The following is a 22,446-nucleotide window of genomic DNA, read 5'->3' as shown; positions in this document are numbered from 1 at the left end:
TCCTCGCACTGGGCAGGGACACTGCCCGAACACGCGAAATCGGACACGGATCACTAATTTTTGGCTTTTCTGCCCTAAACTGTCTCCAGATCCCCACCAATCTAGAAAGCCTCCACTTGTGACTTCTGAGAACACTCGCCGGGCGCGCACCATCCAGCCGGCGCCCTCTGCCGCTAGTGCGGTAAAGCAAAAAGGTTCCACGGCCATCAAGGCGATCGTGGCACTCCTGTCTGCCTTGATCCTGGTGGTATCTGGCGTGGGTTATGCCACCGTAGGCCGGCTGGATAGTGGCATGTCTTCGGCCACTGACTTGTCCCTAGACGGCCAGGGCTTGTCCGGTAACTCGCTCGATGGCGCAGTAGATATCTTGCTGGTGGGCAAGGATTCGCGCACCGATGCCAAGGGCAATCCCCTCTCCGAGAAGGAACTGGCGGACCTGCACGCCGGCGTGGCCGATGGTGAGGAAAATACCGACACCATGATGCTCATCCGCGTTCCGGAGGACGGTTCCCGCGCCACCGCCGTATCCATTCCGCGCGATACCTATGTCAAGGATCCGGACTACGGCAATATGAAGATGAATGCCGTCTTCGCCTCCCACAAGAACGCCAAGGTGGAAGAGCTCGAGCAGGAAAATGCCGAGGCGGAGGCCAAGGGCAAAAAGAAGCCGCATTCGGATAAGGACATCGAAAAGCAGGGCGTCGAAGCCGGCCGCGAAGGATTGCTGGCCATGGTGCGCACCCTGACCGGCGTGTCTATTGATCACTACGCCGAGGTGGGCCTGTTGGGCTTTACTTTGCTCACTGACGCCGTCGATGGCGTAGATGTCTGCCTCAACGATGATGTTGATGATGACATGTCTGGCGCTAAGTTCAGCAAGGGCAAGCAGACCCTCGACGGCGCCAAGGCCCTAGCCTTCGTGCGCCAGCGCTATAACCTCCCGCGCGGCGACCTCGACCGCATCGTGCGCCAGCAGGCCTTCATGGCGTCCCTGGTCAATAAGATCCTGGACAACGACACCCTGGCTAATCCTTCCAAGCTGTCTAAGATTGCCAAGGCGGTAGAGCGCTCCGTAGTCATCGATGAGGGCTGGGACATCATGGGCTTTGTTACCCAGCTGGCCGGTCTGGCCGGCGGCAATGTCACCTTCACCACTATCCCGGTGACCTCCATCGACGGCCAGGGCGATTATGGCGAATCCATCGTCACCATCGATTCCGCCGAGGTCCACCGCTTCATGGATGACCTGGCCAAGACCCACGATGAAGCCACCGATGAGTCCAAGGCCGAAGATAAGGACAAGCAAGAAAAGGCGGACAAGGACAAGGACGTCGATCCGAATATCAATATTCACGTCCTCAACGCCGGCAATATTGATGGCTTGGCCTCCGGCATCGGCTCTTGGCTGGAAGGCAAGGGCTACACGGTGGAGCGTTCCGCCAATGCGCAGCCGGGCATCTACAGCGAGTCGCAGGTGGTCGCCGCCGATCCGACGAGCAAGGAAGCTAAGGCCCTGGCCAAGAAGCTGGGCGGGGTGCCGGTGGCAGAGAATACGCAGCTCGATGACGACACCCTCATCGTGGTTGCTACCGATGATTACCAGGGACCTTCCGATAAGGAAGCCAGCGACCAGCAGCCGGAGGAAGATAAGTCCAGCCAGCCGGTTGGCACCCCAGGCAACGACTTCGGTACCGCCAAGGTTTCCCCAGAGATCGATGCTGGTGGCGACGGCCCGCGCTGCGTGAACTAGCACTTCTCCCCTACGATGGGCGGGTATGGAACTACTCGCCCATCTTTTGCGTGCCGATGCCGCCTCCCCGCGGCTTACCGTATACAACGAGTCCACCGGCGCGCGCATGGATTTTTCCGCACAAACGCTCGACAATTGGGTGGCCAAGATCGCCAATATGCTGGAAGAAGAGCTCGACCTAGAGGCGGATTCCACCATCGCTATCGATCTTCCTTCCTCGTGGCAGGCGGCCGTTGTGGCCTTGGGCGCCCTTGCTTCTGGCCCTTCCTATAGCTTTAGCGAGTCTGCCGCGCTTGCCGACGTCGTCTTTACCTCCCCTTCCCGCTACGCGGCCGCCCACGAGCGCCAGCCCCAGGCCGACATCGTGCTCATTAGCGAGAACCCCTTTGGCCGCGGCGTGGTCGAGTCCGGCGGGGAGCTTCCCACCGGCGCCATCGATTTTGGCCCCACCGTGCGCTTCTACGGCGATCAGTACTTCGGAGAAACCCAACCACTGCCCCAGCTTGTCGATGCCCCCGCTACCGCCGAGCGCCTACTTTCTACCGGCTGGTCCGATAATGAGTCTTTCTCCCGCGCCGTGCTCGAGCCCCTAGCCGCTGGCGGTTCCGCGGTCATCGTTGCCGGCATGTGCCCGGCCGAGCGCTTAGAGGAAATCGCCGCCAATGAGAAGGCCACCGCACGCCTCTAATTGTTTCTGTATGCAGGCTAGACCCAGATATACTTAGCCCTCGTTATGTTTCTGGGAATCTCTGTGGACGCATGGTCCTCTATCTTCATCGGCGTCCTCATCCTCGCTGGCACCATTACTCAGGGCACCATCGGCTTTGGTTTAGGCACCATTGCCACGCCCATTATCGCGCTCATTCGACCTGAGCTCGTGCCCACGCTCATTCTGCTGCTGGCACTGTGCATTTCCAGCTATACGCTCGCGCGCACCTTCCGCGAGACATCCTGGCGCGTGGTGGGCATTTCCTCCCTCGCCCGCATTCCCGGTTCCCTGGTGGGCGCGTGGGCAATCGCCAGCCTCTCTCCCGATGGGCTGTCCATCTTCATCGGTTGCGCCGTACTCCTTGCTATGACGCTATCCAGCTTGGGCTGGAGCCCTCGCCCCACCACCGCCAATACGCTCATCGCCGGCGTAGCCTCCGGCATCCTGGGCACCTCGACCTCCATCGGCGGCCCGCCCATGGCGCTGATTATGAAGCGCTTCGACCCAAACCGCACCCGCGGCACCTTGGCGGGCACCTTTGTCCTCGGAACCTTAATTTCTCTTATAATTCTGGCGTTTAATGGGCAGATCACCAGCACTCAGGTGACCGCAGCGGCGGCCTACTTCCCCCTCGTTGTCGTGGGTCTCGTTGCCGCCAACTACCTCAACCGTTTTATAGATAGGCGCCTCCTCAACCGCATCGTCATCATCGTGGCCATCTGCGCGGCGCTCATGCTTATTGCCGAAGCCGCCCTTTTCTAGCCCTACCCGCTACCCCTCAGCGGAAGGCCCCGGCAGGTTCCAGTTGCGGAACACGTCAACCTCTGCAATGTAAACGCCTTTAACTTATGTCACGTAACATTCACGCTTAGGCATTTTATAACCTCTTTCCACCCGCCTAAATGCAGCGTACGGCGCATATTGTGACATGTCCACAACTTTTCAACAGGGTGCCAATACCTTTCTCGCAGCCACAGGAACACCCCCACCTAGGGGTGTTACAAATTTAAGTCGATCGGCCATTGTATATACATCTATCCATCAATAATTTTTCACACACTGCCAGCCATCTAGCGGGAATAAATCCCAATAAACAGGTTGGTCTATATAAAAAATACCCACCCTCCGCTCCAGTAAATATATAGACATCTAAGAGATGACTTAATTATGAGCCTGTTTTAGCGTTTTCTTAGCGCAACACTGTGAGTTGCTGGATTTCATTCATAAGTTCATTCATTTTCTACCTGCCCAGGAGAAGTTCTATATGTCGATTCGTCGTCGCATGACCGGCCTGACCGCCGGCCTCATCGTCGCCGGCACCGCTTTCGCGGCACCGCTGGCTGGCGCAGCTACCCAGACCGAGTCCTACCCGGAGACCCCGGCTCTGAACCCGGATCTGCCAATCATCCACACCACCCACGGTTCCGACCACAAGAAGGCGAACGTCCTGAACCCTCGCCCGGTATGCAACCCGTGGGAGGACCACCGCACCGTGGTCTACAAGGTCTCCGATCGCTTCCTGCCGGCCGGCACCATCTCCACCACCAACCAGACCAAGAAGGACATCCCGCTGCAGCAGGATCTGTCCAAGTCTCAGTCCATCTCCCTTTCCGTCAACGGTGACCGCACCGAGACCACGTCCATGAACCTGGGCGGCAAGGGCTCCGGCAAGAAGGGTGAGGGCTCCTTCGGCATCTCCCACGAGATCGCCACCAAGATCGGCGCTAGCGCTTCCTACTCCCTGTCCTGGGAAGCTGGCCAGTCCATCGGACCATACGACGTTCCGCCAAACCACACCGGTGAAGCTACCTACGGCTTCCGCGTGCTGAACATGACCGGCACCCAGCAGTACTGCAAGCCTAACGGCACCTGGTCCACCCCGACCGCATGGAATGCAATGCAGCCGGTAAAGAACGAGGTTCGCGTCAAGCTGTACGACAAGCTGTCCGACTCCTACGCTCCTAACAAGGACGCTCAGAACACCACCGACGTCAATGACCCGAAGGTTGTTGAAGAGGACAAGAACCTCGAGGCTGACGCAGAGGTAATCAAGGACTCCGAGGGCAACGCCAAGGAAGCAACCGAGAAGGTCTCTGAGGCAGAGGGCAAGAACGAAGAGGCTGCCGACAAGAAGAAGCAGGAAGAGGTCGATGCCAAGGAGGACAAGAAGGACTCCAAGCACAAGCTCGACCTCGAGCCTTACCTGACCGTGTCCGGCGCTAAGCACGCTGGCTTCGCAGGCACCGTTGCTCTGCGCGCTAAGAACGTTGGCTCCGAGCGTTACTACGGCGAGTTCCCAGCTACCCAGTTCCGCGTTGACGTGAAGACCGTTAAGGGCCCGAAGGGCGTTGACCGCCTCATCACCCCGCGTTCCTCCAACGGCGCTCACATCCGTGACTTGGGCTTCAATGAGAAGACCTCCACCCGCTCCTTCGAGGTAACCCTGGCTAACCCGATTAACGCTGGCGAAGAAGCTCGCATCGCTAACCTGGACTTCGGCGACGGCAAGACCAAGGAAGGCCGCCTCATCAACAACATCGAGGTAACCCAGACCTCCCGCATCAAGGGTGATGACTCCAAGCACAACGACCAGAACGTTGACTCCCGCGAGCACACCATGAAGGACACCGGCAAGAAGGCTGAGGGCCTGTTCTAAGAACACCCTACTTCTGCCCTAGGGACACAGTTTCCTAGCCAGTCACTTCCAGAAGGCCGCTGCACCATCAAATGGTGCGGCGGCCTTCCTTCATGTCCCCCTCCCCATACATGTCATCACTCCGCTCCAGATGCCCCCACCGAGGCCCTGGACGAGCACCCAGAAATTGCAGAGCTCTTCGCTCCTCTTTCGCAGCTGCTTACCGACGAAAAGATGCAGGAACTCAACGTCCGCGTCGACGTCGATGGCGAGGACTGCACCACCATAGCGCTGGATTTCTTGAAGGAAGAAGACCTGATCGCGGACTAGCTGCGGCACCTTAACAAGATTCTCAAAGACCGCTGCACCACCCTCGGTGCGGCGGTCTTTAACATTTATTTAACGTAGATCACAAATTTGCTTTCGTTCGCTAACACCTTCAGATAGATTGTTTATGTTAGCTCATTCACAAGTACTGAAGGATGAATTCTATGTCTCACACTACTGCGAATGCGCCCGCTTCACCGGCCAGTTCACCCACTACCGGCGGCGCAGACACCCCCAACAACAGCCAGGTGACCGCCAATAAGGCCGTCAATAGCCAATGGACAATCACGCTCTTCGGCACTGCCGTGGGCGCAGGTATCCTCTTCTTGCCGATTTCTGCCGGCAGCTTCGGCTTCATCCCGCTACTGGTAGCCACTCTGCTCATCTTCCCGATGACCTACTTAGCCCACCGTGCCTTCTCCTGGATCATTAGCTACTCGCCGCTGCATGGCGAGGACGTCCTCGCGGTACTCACCCACTTCTTCGGCCGCGGCAACGGCATCATCCTCGCCATCATCTACTGGTTCACTATCTTCCCGGTGGTGCTCATTTACGGCGTATCGATTACTAATACAGTCGATAGTTTCATCGTCAACCAACTAGGCGGACCGGAAATTTCCCGCTACATCTTGGCACCGCTATGCGTGGGACTTATGACGCTGGCACTTGCCTTTGGCAATGCCATCATGCTGAAGATTGCCCAGTTCGTGGTTTACCCGCTCATCGTGGCGCTCGCAGCAGTATCGCTCTACCTCATCCCGCAATGGGACTTGGGTTCCTTCATGGAAGCCGGCGATCACAGCGCCGGCGGTGTGCTCAAGGCCATCATCCTTATCCTTCCCGTCTTGGTCTTCTCCTTTTCCTTTGTTGCCGCCATCTCCCAATTCTCCCTGGGCATGGAAAAGGAATACGGCGCGGACCACCACGCGCAGTCCGATAAGGTCATCCGCAACTCCGCCATCCTGCTGACCCTTTTCACCATGTTCTTCGTCTGGTCCTGCGCCCTGGCCATGGGCGCGGACGGCATGCAGGAGGCTAATGACAAGAACCTTCCGGTACTCTCCTACTTCGCCAATGAAACCGGCACCCCGTTTATGGCCTACATGGCGCCCATTGTTGTAATCTTCGCGGTGGCCTCCTCTTACTTTGGCCACGCCCTTGGCACCATCGAGGGGACCCAGTACCTCTTCAACCTGGCTGCACCGAAGGCCACAAAGAAGATGTCTACGCGCACGCTTGACCTGTGGACCTACCTCTTCATCTTCATCACCACGTCTCTAGTAGGAATTTTCAACCCCTCCATCCTGGATATGATTTCTGTCGTAGGCGGCGTCTTCTTCGCCTTCATGACCTACCTGCTGCCTATTTGGGTCATCTACCGCGTGGAGGCACTAGCCCGCTTCCGCGGTAAAAAGACCAACTACTTTGTGGCAGTCATGGGCTTAATCGTGCTCTTTGCCACCATCTGGGGAATGTTCCAATAATCGCACAAAAACGTGGCTCGACAAGGACTTTTCCTGTCTGGCAAGGTGGGAGACATCATGTCAGAACAGGAAAAAGATCCCGACCTAGAAATCAAGCTCGGGCAGAACAACGAAATCAAAATTAAAAACAAGTACGAGACGTTTTCCATTGCCAATGACATCGCCATCTCCGTGGTCTTCATCCTTGGCTCGGTGCTGACGCTGGCCGGCATGTCAATGGTCGCCACCGTCTTCTATCTTCTCGGCAGCCTAGGCATGGCAGCCCGCCCGGCCATCCGCCTGAAGCGCCGCACGCACCTGCAGCGCATTGGGGCAGATGCCAATACCGCCGAAAGTTACGACTACTAGGCGCAATGGGCAGACGGGGCTAACAGTAAACTTTCAGCAACTGGCAGCGACCTATCAGGCGCAATCCATTGCAGTAGCAGCCCCGTACCCCATACTTAAATCATGCGTTTGAGAGAGCGCATACGAGAGAGATAGAGAGAACCCCTCAGTTTCCAGAGGGCGGCTAAAGCCGATACATGGAAACACCTTGTAGAGAGAGACGCCTGCGGCCCTCGGTTCCTTTTAGGTTCCGAGGGCCGCAGGCGTTTTACACGGCTCCAAGGTACTACTCGTGCAATTTATTCTTCTTCGACGCGAAGAGAACCGCGATGCCGGTCACCAGCGCCGCGGCCACCAAGTAGAAGGCGGGGGCAAGCTGCAGACCAGTGACGTCAATAAGCCAAGTGGCAATCATCGGTGCGGTACCACCGAATACAGCGTTGGCCGTATTAAACGTCAATGCGAAGCCGGACAGGCGCACGTGCGTGGGGAATTGTTCGGAAAGGAAGGAGGGCAGGACGCCGTCGTTAAGCGCCAGTACGCCACCCAGGCAGACCTGAATGATAATGACGAGGAAGAGTCCGGCGCCATCGAGAAGCATGAAAGCCGGAATGATGGTCACGCCCATGAACGCGGCCGCGCACAGCATCGTCGTGCGGCGACCAAGACGATCCGAAAGCATGCCGGTGAGCAAGGCAAAGCCCACATAGAATGCGGACGCCACCGAGGATGCGATAAACGCCGGCGTCGCGGCCATGCCCAACTCCTCCGACAGGTAAGTGGGCAGGTAGGTCAAAATGACGTAGAAGCCAATGGCGTTGAGCACCGCTCCCGCAAAGGCAATGGCCAGGGCCTTGGGGTACTTCAGAACCTCGCGCAGCGGGGACTCCTCCGGCTCATCCTGGTCCTCAAAGTGGGAGGACTCTTCCGTGTTGCGGCGAATCCACAGGCCGTACAGACCCAAAGGCAGCGCAATCAGGAATGGCACACGCCAACCCCAGGAATCCAGGGCGGCATCATCAAGGACTCCAGTCAGCAGCGCCGCAATGAGCGAGCCCAAGAGCAAGCCCGAGGCCGTCGCGGACGGCACCACCGCCGAATAGATGCCACGCTTGCCGGCCGGGGCAATCTCAGCCAGGTGCGTGGCCGCGCCCGCATACTCGCCGGCTGCGGAAAAGCCCTGCACCATGCGGCACAGCAACAGCAAGATAGAGGCGGCAAAGCCAATGGTGGCATAGCCCGGCAGGAATCCGATGCACGCGGTTGCCACCGACATCATCACAATAGACACCGTCAGCGTGTGGATGCGCCCGTATTTATCACCAAAGTGACCCCACACAATGCCGCCCAACGGCCGTACCAGGAACGACAGCGCGAAGAGCGCAAACGTCATAATCAGCGCGCGGCGGCCTTCCATCTCCGGAAAGAACACCCGGGAGATAATCGCCGACATATAGATATAGGCCGCATAGTCGAACCACTCGATGAAGGTGCCAATAAACGCCGCCTTAATGGCCGAGCGATGCTGGCGCCTGGTTTCTTCCGTATCCTCTACCTGCGCCGGCACAACGTCCTTGGCTGGGGGTTGGGCTGTGAGAGGAGACATGCTCCTCACCTCAATTCTGTAGCTCTACAAGCAGGTGAAACGGCGCAGCCTGACTGCGCGCATATCTTCCACCCTACAGAAACAAACTATGTTCTACGTCACTTTGACGCGCCAATGTTGCACACGTCCACCCCTGCCCCGCTTTCCGACGCCCTCCCCACCCCATTCCCAGCCACTAACAGCAACCCAACAGCCAGACCCCATGGGCGCTACAGCCTAGTGCCCCATACTGAAATCGTGCGTTTGAGAGAGCGCATATGAGAGAGATAGAGAGAACCCCTGCAGTTTCCACAGGGCGGCAGATGCCGATACATGGAAACGACATGAGAGACGCCTGTGGCCTCCAGCTCCGAAAGGAACTGGGGGCCACAGGCGTTTCCCTAGCTAAAGTCGGGTTAAGTAGCAAAAAGTGTGTCTGAGTTACAGCGATCTTGCTGCTCAGGCTGGGTAAATCGGGCGGATATAAGGTCTTGGTGCTTATATCCGCCCGTTTCGTGTTCAATCCATCGGAATGGCACCCCCATGTGCTAGTCGGGGGTTGGTGTGCTTTCCGGGTGAGTAAAAACAGACCACGATGCCCGGTATGTGCTGGGCAAATGAAGAAAAACGGATCCACATCCAAAGGTACAACCAGGTGGCGGTGCAAAGATCCGAACTGCGGTAGCTCCACAACACGAACCCGCACCGATCGCACGCAGGCCCGCAACTTTAAAGCCTTCGTCTCCTATGCCACCTCCACAGCAACGTTGTCTGAACTCGCCGGGCAACAAAGGGTGAGTCGCTGGACGCTTGATCGCCGATTCGAACCGTTTTGGCTCATCGACATCCCCAACGACGGTGCCCCGCAGCGCGTCTACGATCAGATCTTCATCGACGGAACCTACACCGCGGCTGGCTGCCTGCTTGTGGCAGCCAGCCGCGACCACGTCATTGCATGGCACTGGACCAAACACGAAACCGCCCACGCATACACGCAGCTACTTCGCAAAATCGCCGAGCCGCTCTGCGTCGTCCTCGACGGCGGACAAGGCGCACTCACCGCGATTAAAGCCTGCTGGCCAAACGCAATGATTCAGCGTTGCCTCGTCCATGCGCAACGCGTCATCCGCCGCTACACCACCTCACGGCCGCGCACCGACGCCGGCAAAGCCATCTACGCACTGGCGTTGAAACTAACCATGTCACCACGCTCGACCAGGCACGGGAGTGGACGCTGCGTCTGCACGACTTCGGTCAGGTATTCAAAACATTCCTCAACGAGAAAACACCCGTGCCAAAAGAGCGCCAAACACTCAATAACCAGTGGGAATGGACTCACCTGCGGGTACGCAAAGCCTACAACTCACTGCTGCACCTATCGCGCAACAATTGGCTGTTTACCTACCTGCAGCCACCACCGAATGCGCTTGATCCTCAACGCTGGGCTTCAACGACAAACAGTCTTGAAGGCGGCATCAACGCCCAGCTCAAACGCATCGCCGATGCACACCGAGGCAGGTCTGGGGAACGCCAACGAAAAATGCTCGAGTGGTACCTCCACACCAAAAAGCAACTGCCTGACGATCCGCTAAAAATCGCCAGGCAGTGCAATTTTGGCCAAGATCAACTCGCCAAAGTCAACGATCTTGCCGAAGAAGACCACAACAAAGCCAACCAGGAAACAGGCCGACCAGCCTTCTACGACAACGCTATCCCAACCGAGTACGAACACTCGATAGGAATCAGAAAAGGCCCCATGAAGTAACTAACCGTGTACCCGCCCGCGACACGCCGAGCGGACACACATTCTGCTACTTAACCCCTAAAGTCTAGGCATCATGCGGAAGAAGGCCGTTGCGGAAGCTTTTTATCAAAATCGATGAGGCGGCCCAAGGCCCAATCCTTATCAGTAAGCAAGCGAGAAAACACCAAACCGGCACCAATAGATCCAACTACCATCATTCCAGTTGCTACATTGGCCAAAGCTTGATCCATCTGGCCATCGTTCAAATAAAACACCGCCCGGAACATTGTCACCCCTGGGATCATAATCACCGCGGCCGGAACGGTGGTTGTAATACGAGGAAGACGCGCCCTTTTAGAAGCTACTGCCCCCAGCAACCCGATGATTAATCCACCCACAAAGGCTGCAAAGAAAATGGTTGTTCCCGCGTGAATTAGAATCAAACGAAGCTCATTTGCCACGGTTCCAACGCACGCCGCTACTAAGACCATGCGGCGAGAAGAGTTAAAAAGAAAAGCAAACCCAGCAATGCCCAGAAAACTTGCCAGCGGCGCCAACAAAAACCATTGCATATCCTGCGCAGGTGCAGGTGGGTCAGGACTAAGGTTTGTCAGCCAGCTAACCATAGAGACCGTGAAAGCGGCCGTAAATATAACGGTGAAAGCATACCCCAGCCTGACAATCCCCGCATCAAGATCAAAGCGGGCTATGTCGATCAAAGCAGAGAAAAGTGGAAACCCGGGAATCAGGAATAAAACGGCCGCCACAAAACCCGAGGACAGTTCACTCGGTTCCACTGAGCCTATAGCCCCGAAAAATTCCGTCAACAAGAAGAAAACTATGCTTGCCGTCGCACCACCAGCAATCACTCCTCCAATTTGATGAACGTGACGGTGGAGAACTGTATAACGAACAAACTGGCCTGCAAACGCCGCCAAAGCAACCAACCCCACTGCTTCCAGCGGGAAAAAATTAAGATACGCAAACGCCGCACATGCGATCGCGGCAGCGAAAGAAAGAGTTAGACCGCCCCAGCGCTTTTTGACATTATGCTCAATAGTATCCAGCATCGCCGCTAATTCCTGAGCGGTGATCCCTGCGTAGAGGCGATTGTGGGTCAAATCTTCCAAGGCTTCAATCCGAGAGGCATCAACTGCAGGCGAATGTTGCCGAGCAATGACCGTCCGGAAGTATTCGCCGCGGTGAAACGTACAGGTAATCTGCGTCAGACCCACTGTGGCATCTAGATGGTCAAACCCCAGAGCTCGTGCACTCCGTTTCATCCCTCTAAGTACGCGATAACCAGAGGTGCCGGCACCCATTAGGAGCATTCCCACCCGCAATACAACGTCCGCCTCGACACCCATTTGCCGATGCATCTCCGGATCAAATTGTTGTGCCATCTCTCCTCCTCTGACACTGCTCTTGGCGCACAATTAAAGACTTGTCGACCCCAACCCGATAGCGCGCTTGTAGTTTCCCTAGAATCTTACGCAAAAGAAGCCTCTTGTGAATCAGGCTCATCGAGCCAAGAGCCTCCACCTTGATACCCGTAACCTGATTGAGCTATTTTTTATCCTCCACCAAATGACTGCCACTATATTCACAGGCAAATGACAGACCCATGGCAGCCTAGCGCGTTATCTTGAATTTGTGTGTTCGAGAGAACGCAAGAGAGATAGAGAGAACCAGTTCCAGCGCCCTGTGGCCCCAAGCGAGGCCCGGGCGTTGGAGCTGTTTTAGGGGTCTGCAGGTTGGGGTGTGGGGGGGAAGGAGAAGGCGTCGGAAAGCGGTGCATGGCTCAAATTCTCGGTTATAGATCCTACGGGCTACTCCCCCGCTACCTCGTACAGCGCGCATGCCAAAAGGAATGGCCGCACCCCCTATTGGAGCCGTGCGGCCGAATGCTGCGCTTCGGCTAGCTGTTTCCTAGGTAGCTCATCGCAGCGGCGATAAGGGCTTCGGTGCCGGTGCGCAGGGTGGGCTGTAGCAGCGGGGCGAAGTGCGGGCTGTGATTGGGGACGTCCTTTCCTTCATCGCGGCCGGAAAATACCCAGAAGCAGTAGGGAACACCGAAGGCGCGGGCAATGGTGGAAAAATCTTCCGAGGCGGTGAGGGGCTCAGCGTCGAGGACGCGGTCGGGACCGAAGTAGGACACAAAGGCTTCCTTAAGGCGCTCCGTGGTGCCCTCATCATTGCTGGTAAGCGGGTAGGAATCGTGGTAGGTGAACTCGGCGGGCTGCGGACTGCCGGCAGCTTGACACTCTGCATTGACGATGCGCTCGATGGCGCCGGTGATTTTATCGCGCACCTGCTCGCTATAGGCGCGCACATTGATCTTCAGGTTGGCCTCGAAGGGGATGATATTGGCCTTCGAGCCGGCGTTGATGGCGCCCACGGTCAGCACGCCGAATTCGGAGGGGTTGAGTTCGCGGGAGATGACCGTCTGCAAGCGCATGACAATGGAGCTGGCCAGTACCACGGGGTCAACGCTGAGGTGCGGCATGGAGCCATGCGAGCCTTGGCCATAAACCTTGACGTCCATACTTACCGCGGTGGACATGAATGGGCCGGAGGCCAGCGCCACGGTGCCGGCGGGAAAGTTGCTGGCAAAGACGTGCTGGCCAAGTACTACGTCCGGCGTGGCAACCTTGTCCACAAGTCCGTCATCCACCATGGATTGGGCACCGGCGGCAATCTCCTCGCCCGGCTGGAAAATGAGCTGTAGGGTGCCGGACCACTGGTCAGTGGCCTGCGCCATGAGCGCGCCCATGCCCAGCAGGCTGGCCACGTGGGAATCGTGGCCGCAGGCGTGCATAACGGGGACCGTGTTTCCTTCCTGGTCAACGGCGGTATCGGTGGAGGCGTAATCTAGGCCGGTGTCTTCCTCAACCGGTAGGCCATCGAAGTCCGCGCGCAGCATGACGGTAGGTCCGGCACCGTTTTCCAAGACACCGACCACGCCGCCGCCTACTTCAATGTGATGGAAGCCGAGATCGGCAAGTTTGTCCTTGATGATGCCCAGCGTGCGCTCCTCCTGCATGGATAGCTCCGGGTGCTGGTGCAGATCCTTATACAGCGGCTCTTGCCACGCTTTGACGGAGTCATAGTTACTGCAAACGGTACGGACAGACATGCTTCCTCCTAGTGGGCTCGCGGTGGATTGTGGGGGCCAGTGTAGTGGGGTGGGAGGAAGGTGGGCGTCGACAAGCGGGGCATCTTTGTAATACCGGACATAGTTGGGCGGTGGAGCGAACAGCGCCATAGGGGGTTGCGCTGCGGCTTTATAGAATATTCGATGACGTGTCTACCTTTAACTCATCGGCTTCTTATTATTCATCAGAAGTTTGTTTTCTGTGTAGCTGGGTGTCACCTGCCCGCCCTAGATTGACCGAGTGACTTTTCAGGAAGACTCTCTCGGTGCCGGTGGCGCCGGCACTACAACCGCATCTCCCGCACGCACGGAAAGCCCCGGTGATTCAGCGGCGCTCGTCCGCAAGGCCGCTCGCAACCGACACAAAGAATGGCTGCTGGCTGCAGCACTGCTTGCTCCCAACCTGATCCTGCTGGCCGTTTTTACCTACCGGCCGTTGCTGGACAATATCCGCCTCTCCTTTTTCAATTGGAATATCTCCAGCCCCACCTCCACCTTCGTGGGCTTGGATAACTATGTGGAGTGGTTTAGCCGCGATGACACGAAGACCATCGTGCTTAACACCCTGGTCTTTACCTTCTTCGCAGTGATTGGCTCCATGGTCATCGGCCTAGCGCTGGCCTTGCTGCTGAACCAAAACATTAAGGGCCGCAACTTTGCGCGCTCGGTGGTCTTTGCTCCCTATGCCATCTCCGGCGCGGCCATTGGCATTGCCTTCCAATTCGTCTTCGACCCAAACTTTGGCCTCATCCAGGAAATCCTGGACTGGTTCGGCGTGGACTCCCCCAACTTCTACGCTGTACCCGGCTGGGCCATGTTCATGGTGACCTTCACCTTTGTGTGGAAAAACCTGGGTTATACCTTCGTCATCTACTTGGCGGCGCTGCAGGGCCTGGATAAGGAATTGGATGAAGCTGCCGCTATCGACGGCACCGGACGCTGGCGCAAATTCTGGCGCGTGACCATGCCGCAGCTGCGCAATACCACCTTCTTCCTGTCCATTACGGTGCTGCTTAATTCCGTGCAGGTCTTCGACATCATCAACGTCATGACCCGTGGCGGCCCGCAGGGCAATGGCACGCAAACGCTGGTCTTCCAGATCTACAACGAGACCTTCGTCAACTTCCGCGCCGGCTACGGTGCGACTGCCGCCACCATCTTGTTCCTCATCCTGCTCATCATCACCCTGATCCAGGTCCGCATCATGGATAAGCGAGGTTAACCCGACATGGCTACTTCTACCCTTCACATGGTCACGGATGAATCCCCCGCTACCCGCCGCGCCAAGCTCATCGGCGGCTACCTGGGCATCCTGGCGGTCTTGCTGCTCATTGGCCTGCCGCTGTTTTGGATCCTGATGACCTCGTTTAAGGCCAAGGGCGATATCTATACCGACCCGGTCAATTGGCTTCCGCCGGTGTGGGAAACCGAAAACTACTCCGATGCCACCACCCGCGTGCCTTTCTGGACCTACCTGCGCAACTCGGTGCTCATTACTGCAGTGCTGTCCATCATCAAGATTGTGCTGGGAGTCATCTCCGCCTATGCGCTGGCCATCCTGCGCTTCCCAGGCCGCCACCTGGTATTCCTGCTGGTCATTTCCTCGCTCATGGTGCCGAGCGAAATCACCGTCATTTCCAACTACGCCCTGGTCAATTCCTTGGGCTGGCGCAATACTTTCGTGGGCATCATCGTGCCGCTAGCCGGCGTGGCCTTCGGTACCTTCTTGATGCGCAACCACTTTTTGTCCCTGCCCTATGAGCTGGTGGAAGCCGCCCGCATGGACGGTGCCGGCCCCATCCGCCTGCTGACCAAAGTGCTGCTACCGGTTTCGTGGCCCACGCTGACTGCTTTCTCCGTCATCACCATGGTCAATGAATGGAATACCTACCTGTGGCCCTTCCTCATGGCGGATACGGAGGACGTCGCCCCGCTGCAGGTGGGCCTGACCATGCTGCAAAACAACGATGGCGTGACCAACTGGGGTCCGGTAATGGCCGCCACAATCCTCACCATCATCCCAATGGTCATCATCTTCCTGGCCTTGCAAAAGTACATGATTCAAGGCCTTACCACTGGCGCCGTGAAGGGTTAGAAGGCTTCTTCCCCACCCACGCTCGCCGTTTCTAATTGCTTTATTTTCCACCCCTTAACCACGCTTTTAAGGAGAACTACATGCTACGCCGCAAATTCCTCGCTCTGGCCTCCACGGCCGCTTCTGCTACCGCACTCGCCGCTTGTGCCGGCACCTCGTCCACCCATCCGCAGGGTGGCAACGACAAGGGCGGCGACGGTGAAGTCACCGAACTGACCTGGTGGTCCAACCACCCGGGCACCTCCAAGGACATTGAGAAGGAGATCATCTCCCGCTTTGAAAAGGAGAACCCGGACATCAAGGTCAACCTCGTTGATGCCGGCAAGAACTACGAAGAAGCAGCACAGAAGTTCAACGCCGCACTCACCGGCCAGGACCTGCCGGACATCGTGGTGCTTTCTGACGTCTGGTGGTACAACTTTGCTATCAATGGCCAGATTGCCAACGTGGATGACCTTGCTAAGGAAGCAGGCATCGACCTGTCTACCTACGTGCAACCGCTCTACGAGGACTACAACTACGATGGCGGCCACTTTGCCCTCCCCTTCGCCCGCTCCACGCCGCTGTTCTACTACAACAAGGACGCTTGGAAGAAGGCCGGCCTGCCGGACCGCGGCCCGAAGTCCTGGGACGAGATGGATGAGTGGTCCAAGAAGCTGGCCGAGGCGGACTCCAAGATGAAGCCGTTCGGCTGGGGCGATGCCGTGGACTACCTGGGCTGGATCTTCCAAGGCCCGCTGTGGTCCAAGGGCGGCGCTTACTCCGATGAGTGGGACTTGAAGTTCACCGATGACAAGACCATCAAGGCCGTCGAGTGGCTCAAGGACATCACCGATGAGAAGAAGGGCTACTCCTACGTGGGCAATGACATGGCCATGGAGTTCGGCACCGGCCGCGCCGCCGCCACCGTCTTGTCCACCGGTGACCTGGCGGGTCTGACCGATACCGCCAAGTTCGAGCTCGGCACCGCCTTCTTGCCTAATCCGACTGGCGACGGCGCCTGCCCCACCGGTGGTGCCGGCCTGGCCATCCCGGCTGGCATTAGCAAGAACCGCCAGCTGGCTGCTATCAAGCTCATTGACTTCATCACCAATGAGGAAAACACCTGCTACTGGTCCCAGAACGTGGGCTACATGCCGGTGCGCTCCACCGCGGTGGACAACGAGGACCAGAAGAAGTTCATGAAGGAGAACCCGAACTTCGAAACCGCCATCAAGCAGCTGCCTGAGACCCGCCCGCAGGATAACGCCCGCGTCTTCCTGCCCGGCGCGGACCAAGAAATCGGCGGCGCCTTTGAAAAGATCGTCACCAACCGCGATGACGTGACCAAGGTCCTGACCGATCTGCAGAAGACCCTGCAGTCCATCTACGACAATCAGGTCAAGACCGTCATCAATAAGTAGGCTCTCGCAGCCGCCTCTCCCCCACTAGTTTCTGAAAGGTAACCATGGCTACAGTCACCTTCGATGGCGCAAGCCGCATCTACTCTAAGGACGCGGAACGCCCCGCCGTTGACCGCCTTAACCTGAATATTGCCGATGGCGAATTCTTAGTTCTCGTCGGTCCATCCGGCTGCGGCAAGTCCACCAGCCTGCGCATGCTGGCAGGTCTCGAGCCCACCGACCGCGGCTCCATCCGCATCGGCGGCAAGGACGTCACCGGGGTCAGCCCATCGGACCGCGACGTGGCCATGGTCTTTCAGAACTATGCCCTCTACCCCAATATGTCCGTGGCGCAGAATATGTCTTTCGCGCTGGAAAACCGCAAGGTCCCGAAGAACGAGATTAAATCCCGCGTGCACGAGGCCGCGGAAATCCTGCAGATGGAAGACCTTCTGGACCGCAAGCCAGCAAATCTCTCCGGCGGCCAGCGCCAGCGCGTGGCCATGGGCCGCGCCATCGTTCGCGAACCGGCCGTATTCTGCATGGACGAGCCGCTGTCCAACCTGGATGCCAAGTTGCGCGTTTCCACCCGCGCGCAGATCTCTAACCTGCAGCGCCGCCTTGGTACCACCACCGTATATGTCACCCACGATCAGACCGAGGCGATGACCATGGGTGACCGCGTCGCCGTTCTCAATGCCGGCGTCTTGCAGCAGGTGGATACCACCCGCACCATTTATGACCGCCCGCAGAATGTCTTCGTTGCCGGTTTCATTGGCTCCCCGGCGATGAATATCTACGACCTCACCCATAACTCCTCTGAGCTCACCATCGGCTCTACCCGCATCAATCTGGCAAACTACAACTTTGAGGGCGTGGAGACCGTCACGGTGGGCATCCGCCCGGAAGACTGGCAGCTAAGCGATACCGGCAACGGCGGGGCAAAGTTCACCGTCGCGCACGTCGAAGAGCTGGGCAACCAGACCTATGTCTATGGCGAGCTTAACGACGCCACCGGCAACAGCTCCGCCGACGGCGTCCTCAAATCCTCGACCCGGATGGGTGGCCAGACCGGCATCCTGGTTGATGCCCGCGGCCGCTATGCGGTGGGCGATACTTTCTACGTTTCCCCCGACCCGGACCGCGTGCATTTGTTTAGCACCACCACTGGGGAGCGATTGAACTAGAAGGCGGTAAAGAGGTAGTAAGTTCCCCATTTTCTTATTTTTCCCTTTGTAGACAATAAGACACTGATATATGCCCGCACACATAAGACACCCACACAATGCCGTTTACCACGGATATTGCTGGGAATATCGCACTCTGCGAACCTTAAAACCAACCGAAAGGTAACTCACTGCCTATGCCTTCTTTCAAGAAGCTTTCTGCCGCCACCCTGGCCGCTTCCGCCATCCTCGGCACCGTCGCCGCACCGGCCGCTAGTGCTAAGAGCGACCCAGTTCGCTCCCTCATCTCCCCGGGCACCTGCAAGACCATCACCAAGCTGGCTAACGATGGCAAGCCGGTCCCGGATCCTTCTATCCTCCACGATGAGGACTCCGTAAAGCCCTACTTCCAGGACGGCGTGCTGGAGTACAAGGTGGTCGGCGATTTCCCGTACCGCAAGCAGCTGGATGCCGCGGTAGCCGAGTGGAACAAGGCCCTCAAGGGCAAGGCTTCCCTGAAGGAAGTAAAGCCTTCCGAGGCTGACGATGACACCGTCGCCATCATCTACAAGCCGGACCCGAACGGCTACGTCCAGGGCGCCGCCTACCCGGACCACAAGATGGTCTTCATCAAGATTCCTAATGCCCAGTACCCAGAGGCAGTCCAGGGCACCATCGCCCACGAGCTGGGCCACATGATGGGCGCGGGCCACTCCTGCGCCGGCGCGCTCATGGCCGGCGCCAACCAGAACCCCATCTCTTACCACGTGACCCCGCTGGATGCGGCGGCTGTCATCCAAGGCCAGTTCGACTAAACGGCCTGCACCTCCCCTAGGTTCCTGCACCGGCGCCTAGGGGACTTTTATATGCCCAGCCCCATCGGGGGTGTTGGCTGGGTCGCATTTGGAGGAAGGGGGACGTCGGCAAGCGGGGCGGCTGCTAACGTTGCCGTTATTCAAAGGTTTGCATAAGAAAAGGAGCCCGCTTTATGGATACGTGGGAACCCACCCTGTCGACCGGCCCGCTGCTAGGCATTGCGGTGGCCGCCATTGCCGTGATTTTGGTGCTGGTCATCTATTTCAAGCTCCACGCTTTTCTCACCCTGCTGGTGGTCTCGGCGCTCACGGCGCTGGCCGCGGGCATTCCACTCGAGGGCATTGTGCCCACCATGACCGAAAGCTTTAGTTCCACTCTGGGCTCGGTGGCGTTGCTGGTGGGACTGGGCGCCATGATCGGCCGGTTGGTGGAAGCCTCCGGTGGCGCTAAGTCGCTTGCCGACGCCATGGTCCGTCACTTCGGCGAATCCAAAGCACCCCTTGCCCTCGGCCTGGCTTCGCTGATAATGGGCTTTCCCATCTTCTTCGACGCCGGCCTGATTGTGATGCTGCCGGTTATCTTCGCCGTTGCTCGCCGTTTGGACGGCCCCGTCCTTGCCTTTGGTCTGCCGGCCGCCGGTGCGTTTTCTGTCATGCACGTGTACCTGCCGCCGCACCCAGGCCCTGTGGCGGCGAGCGAGTTCTACGGCGCTGACCTCGGCCTCGTCCTCCTCGTTGGTCTGCTGCTTGCGCTGCCTACCTGGTATATTTCCGGCTACCGCTTCGGCCTGCTATCCGGCAAGAAATTCCCCCTCAAGGTTACTGATGCCATCGCCGGCCCGGTGCTTTCTGAGGAAGAACAGCCGCTTAAGCCGGCCTCTGCCCCAACGGTGATTTCCCTCCTGCTCATCCCGATGGTGCTCATCTTCTTCAACACCGGCCTCAACGCATTGGCCTCCTATGGCACCATCGATGCCAACGCCGCGTGGGTACGGTTCTTTGTCATGCTCGGCCAGACCCCTATCGCTCTACTTATTACGGTGCTGGTCGCGCTCGTGGTCCTGGGACCGCGCCGCGGCGTGGACAAGACCGCGCTGGAAAAGCTCATCGATTCCTCGCTTGGCCCCATCTGTTCCGTCGTGCTCATCACCGGTGCCGGCGGCATGTTCGGTGGCGTTCTGCGTACCTCCGGCATTGGCGACGCCCTGGCCGATTCGCTTTCCGGCCTTGGCATCCCCGTCATCCTTGCCTGTTATCTCATCGCCGTGGCGCTGCGCCTGGCACAGGGTTCGGCCACCGTGGCACTAACCACGGCCGCCGCGCTCATGGTTCCCGCCGTGGAAGCCGGCGGATTCAATGAGCTGCAGCTCGCCCTTATCGTCGTGGCCACCGCCGCCGGTTCCGTTTTCGGCTCGCATGTCAACGACTCCGGCTTCTGGCTCGTCGGCCGCCTGATGGGCATGGATACGGTCACCACCCTGAAGACCTGGACTGTCAACCAAATTCTGATTTCCGTCATCGGCTTTGCCCTGGTCTTGGTGCTCTACGCAGTAGCAGCGCTCTTTTAGGCCCCAGCCTTAATCCAAGCAGCAGCTTCTTGAGCAATCTCCTCGACTGGCCGCGTCACATCAAAGACGCGGCCAGTTTCGTCTTCTTCCAGCGGCTCCAAGGTATCGAACTGCGACTGCAAGAGCGACGCCGGCATAAAGTGCCCTGGCCGGTGCTGCATCCGCTCATGCAGCACATCGAAGTCGCCGTGCACGTGAACGAACACCACGGCTGGGCAGTACTCGCGAATCAGATCCCGGTACTTGCGCTTCAGCGCGCTGCACCCCACCATCGCACCTTCTGGCCTATCCGCCAGCCACTGACCAATCTGCTTCAACCACGGCTCCCGGTCAGCATCATTGAGCGGTATTCCAGCAGCCATCTTGTCGATATTGGCCTGCGGATGCATATCATCACCATCGCGGTACTCCAGACCTACCAACGGCGACAGCGCCTCCCCCACCGTTGTCTTGCCCGAGCCGGATACTCCCATCACTACGATGTGGCGGAAACTGTGCTGGTTCATGGTGGCTCCTTGGGTTGGGGTTGTTCACTTCTAATTTTAGGCAGCCCAAATCTTCAGAGATGGACAAGTCTCAAATAGAGAGCTGTCCTACTATCATTGAAATTCCCCTACTCGAATTTCTAAGGATGCACTGATGACTACCCCGCAGCAATCTTTTTCTTGGAGAACCGTTCTTCCCGTCGTCTTAGAAACGATGCGGGGTTCGACAATCGTCTCTTATCCTGAGCTATTCGAACGCGTTCAAGAAATTGCTGAAGTGGACTTTCCAGGACAAGCTCACCGCCAGCTCAAGAGCAGATCAGTTGTGGAGGACCGGACACGATGGGCAGTGTTCAATGCAAGAAAAATAGGTTTTGTCAGTTCCTCTAAACCGGGGTCCTTTTCCTTGACTGCCGAGGGCGCCACTTGGCTTGCTTCCAACCCATACCCTTTAGGAAAACATCAGATCCGAGAAATCGACGAGCTTATTTCCAAAGCGCATAAGCAACGAAAAGTCGATTCGGGCCCGCAAGAGGAGCTTCCTGAAGAATCTAGTGCGGACTTTTTCTGGGTGCTACGCGCAGGCCGCAAAGGTGAACGGGAAAAGGAAGCCCTAGAGTCATGGGGTTGCCCGCAAATCGTGGACACGTAGTGGGGCTACCTAGTGCTTAGGCAGCTATTTCTTTTCTACTGGTGGTTAGACCAATGTGGTTTTCGAAGTCGACGGGGCTGACCATTCCTAGTGCAGAGTGCCGGCGCCGACGGTTGTAAACGACTTCCATCCAGTAGGCAACGGCCTTGCGCGCAGCATCGCGGGTAGGCCAACGCTTACGGTCGTAGAACTCGGTTTTAAGCGTCGACCAGAACGACTCAGCCATCGCGTTATCAAAGCACACACCAGTACGCCCCACAGACTGAGCAATGCCCAGGTTATGGCAGACTTCCCAGAGCTTCTCGCTGGTAAATTGCGTTCCGCGGTCAGCGTGGAACACCAGCCCATTAGGAACGTCACCGCGCAGTGTATGTGCCATCCGCAGGGCCCGTTCGACCAGGCATGTATCTTGAACGCTATCCATTGCCCATCCCAGCACCCTGCGGGAATGGCCGTCGCGGACCGCACACAAGTACAACCATCCCTCGCTGGTGAAGTGTCCCAGGTTTTGTTCCGTTTGAGTAGATGGGAAAATCTGGAATATGCCGAGAAAATTTGACCAGGATGC

18 protein-coding genes and 2 pseudogenes are annotated in these 22,446 nt (G+C 57.8%); 15 read left to right on the top strand and 5 right to left on the bottom strand.

What is annotated here, in order from left to right:
• The first annotated feature begins 118 nt into the window (after window positions 1–118).
• The 7 genes and pseudogenes from QP941_RS08485 (at window position 119) to QP941_RS08455 (ending at window position 7,253) form a co-directional block, all read left to right on the top strand.
• Window positions 119–1,750 carry an LCP family protein gene (locus tag QP941_RS08485; protein ID WP_239278730.1) on the top strand — a complete coding sequence of 544 codons (1,632 nt, stop codon included), beginning with the start codon at window positions 119–121 and terminating at the stop codon, window positions 1,748–1,750.
• 25 nt (window positions 1,751–1,775) lie between these two features.
• Entirely contained in the window at window positions 1,776–2,438 is a 663-nt protein-coding gene (locus tag QP941_RS08480) for a TIGR03089 family protein (RefSeq protein WP_284868672.1), read from the top strand.
• A gap of 45 nt (window positions 2,439–2,483) precedes the next feature.
• Window positions 2,484–3,221, top strand: coding sequence for a sulfite exporter TauE/SafE family protein (locus QP941_RS08475; protein ID WP_239278727.1), 738 nt, complete (start codon window positions 2,484–2,486; stop codon window positions 3,219–3,221).
• Between the two features lie 502 nt (window positions 3,222–3,723).
• Window positions 3,724–5,115 carry a hypothetical protein gene (locus QP941_RS08470; protein ID WP_284766748.1) on the top strand — a complete coding sequence of 464 codons (1,392 nt, stop codon included), beginning with the start codon at window positions 3,724–3,726 and terminating at the stop codon, window positions 5,113–5,115.
• A gap of 138 nt (window positions 5,116–5,253) precedes the next feature.
• A pseudogene (locus tag QP941_RS08465) lies at window positions 5,254–5,424 on the top strand (glycine betaine ABC transporter substrate-binding protein); the annotation flags it as partial.
• Between the two features lie 161 nt (window positions 5,425–5,585).
• Window positions 5,586–6,905 (top strand): amino acid permease, encoded by a 1,320-nt coding sequence (locus QP941_RS08460; RefSeq protein WP_284766749.1) that lies wholly within the window; start codon window positions 5,586–5,588, stop codon window positions 6,903–6,905.
• A gap of 12 nt (window positions 6,906–6,917) precedes the next feature.
• Complete coding sequence (locus QP941_RS08455; RefSeq protein ID WP_284767917.1) at window positions 6,918–7,253, top strand: YrhK family protein; 336 nt, start codon at window positions 6,918–6,920, stop codon at window positions 7,251–7,253.
• A gap of 265 nt (window positions 7,254–7,518) precedes the next feature.
• On the opposite strand, the gene QP941_RS08450 is transcribed toward QP941_RS08455, so the two are convergent.
• Entirely contained in the window at window positions 7,519–8,838 is a 1,320-nt protein-coding gene (locus tag QP941_RS08450) for an MFS transporter (RefSeq protein WP_284868671.1), read from the bottom strand.
• A gap of 554 nt (window positions 8,839–9,392) precedes the next feature.
• On the opposite strand from QP941_RS08450, the pseudogene QP941_RS08445 reads away from it, so the two are divergent.
• A pseudogene (locus QP941_RS08445) lies at window positions 9,393–10,582 on the top strand (IS1249 family transposase).
• Window positions 10,583–10,653: 71 nt separating this feature from the next.
• Here QP941_RS08445 and QP941_RS08440 read toward each other — a convergent pair.
• Together QP941_RS08440 and QP941_RS08435 are read right to left on the bottom strand one after the other, a co-directional pair.
• Entirely contained in the window at window positions 10,654–11,964 is a 1,311-nt protein-coding gene (locus QP941_RS08440) for a threonine/serine exporter family protein (protein ID WP_284868670.1), read from the bottom strand.
• 515 nt (window positions 11,965–12,479) lie between these two features.
• Window positions 12,480–13,697, bottom strand: coding sequence for an amidohydrolase (locus tag QP941_RS08435; RefSeq protein ID WP_284868669.1), 1,218 nt, complete (start codon window positions 13,695–13,697; stop codon window positions 12,480–12,482).
• Window positions 13,698–13,956: 259 nt separating this feature from the next.
• Between QP941_RS08435 and QP941_RS08430 the strand changes: the two genes are divergently transcribed.
• The 6 genes from QP941_RS08430 (at window position 13,957) to QP941_RS08405 (ending at window position 20,741) form a co-directional block, all read left to right on the top strand.
• Window positions 13,957–14,937, top strand: coding sequence for a carbohydrate ABC transporter permease (locus QP941_RS08430; protein WP_284868668.1), 981 nt, complete (start codon window positions 13,957–13,959; stop codon window positions 14,935–14,937).
• Window positions 14,938–14,964: 27 nt separating this feature from the next.
• Window positions 14,965–15,810: a carbohydrate ABC transporter permease gene (locus tag QP941_RS08425; protein ID WP_049378801.1), complete on the top strand. Its 846-nt coding sequence runs from the start codon at window positions 14,965–14,967 to the stop codon at window positions 15,808–15,810.
• A gap of 80 nt (window positions 15,811–15,890) precedes the next feature.
• The gene (locus tag QP941_RS08420; RefSeq protein ID WP_284868667.1) at window positions 15,891–17,213 is read left to right on the top strand and encodes an ABC transporter substrate-binding protein; all 1,323 of its coding nucleotides are present in this window, start codon (window positions 15,891–15,893) and stop codon (window positions 17,211–17,213) included.
• A 44-nt stretch (window positions 17,214–17,257) separates the two neighbouring features.
• Window positions 17,258–18,379 (top strand): ABC transporter ATP-binding protein, encoded by a 1,122-nt coding sequence (locus QP941_RS08415; protein WP_284766756.1) that lies wholly within the window; start codon window positions 17,258–17,260, stop codon window positions 18,377–18,379.
• A gap of 176 nt (window positions 18,380–18,555) precedes the next feature.
• A complete protein-coding gene (locus QP941_RS08410) occupies window positions 18,556–19,173 on the top strand; it encodes a M48 family metalloprotease (RefSeq protein ID WP_284766757.1) in 618 nt (205 codons plus the stop codon).
• 173 nt (window positions 19,174–19,346) lie between these two features.
• The gene (locus QP941_RS08405; RefSeq protein WP_284868666.1) at window positions 19,347–20,741 is read left to right on the top strand and encodes a GntP family permease; all 1,395 of its coding nucleotides are present in this window, start codon (window positions 19,347–19,349) and stop codon (window positions 20,739–20,741) included.
• Here QP941_RS08405 and QP941_RS08400 read toward each other — a convergent pair.
• On the bottom strand, window positions 20,738–21,247 hold the full coding sequence (locus QP941_RS08400; protein WP_284868665.1) for a gluconokinase: 510 nt from the start codon (window positions 21,245–21,247) through the stop codon (window positions 20,738–20,740). The genes QP941_RS08405 and QP941_RS08400 overlap by 4 nt on opposite strands.
• 133 nt (window positions 21,248–21,380) lie before the next feature.
• On the opposite strand from QP941_RS08400, the gene QP941_RS08395 reads away from it, so the two are divergent.
• Entirely contained in the window at window positions 21,381–21,878 is a 498-nt protein-coding gene (locus QP941_RS08395) for a winged helix-turn-helix domain-containing protein (RefSeq protein ID WP_284868664.1), read from the top strand.
• Window positions 21,879–21,894: 16 nt separating this feature from the next.
• Here the strand turns inward: QP941_RS08395 and QP941_RS08390 are convergent.
• Window positions 21,895–22,446 (bottom strand): IS3 family transposase (locus tag QP941_RS08390; RefSeq protein ID WP_502869206.1); only part of this gene is annotated, 552 nt, incomplete at its 5' end.

The organism is Corynebacterium sp. MSK150 (assembly GCF_030229215.1).
In the GTDB taxonomy this organism is placed as follows: Bacteria; Actinomycetota; Actinomycetes; order Mycobacteriales; family Mycobacteriaceae; genus Corynebacterium.
The sequence above is the reverse complement of the archived record's forward strand: the minus strand, read 5'-3'. Positions and strand labels throughout refer to the sequence as shown.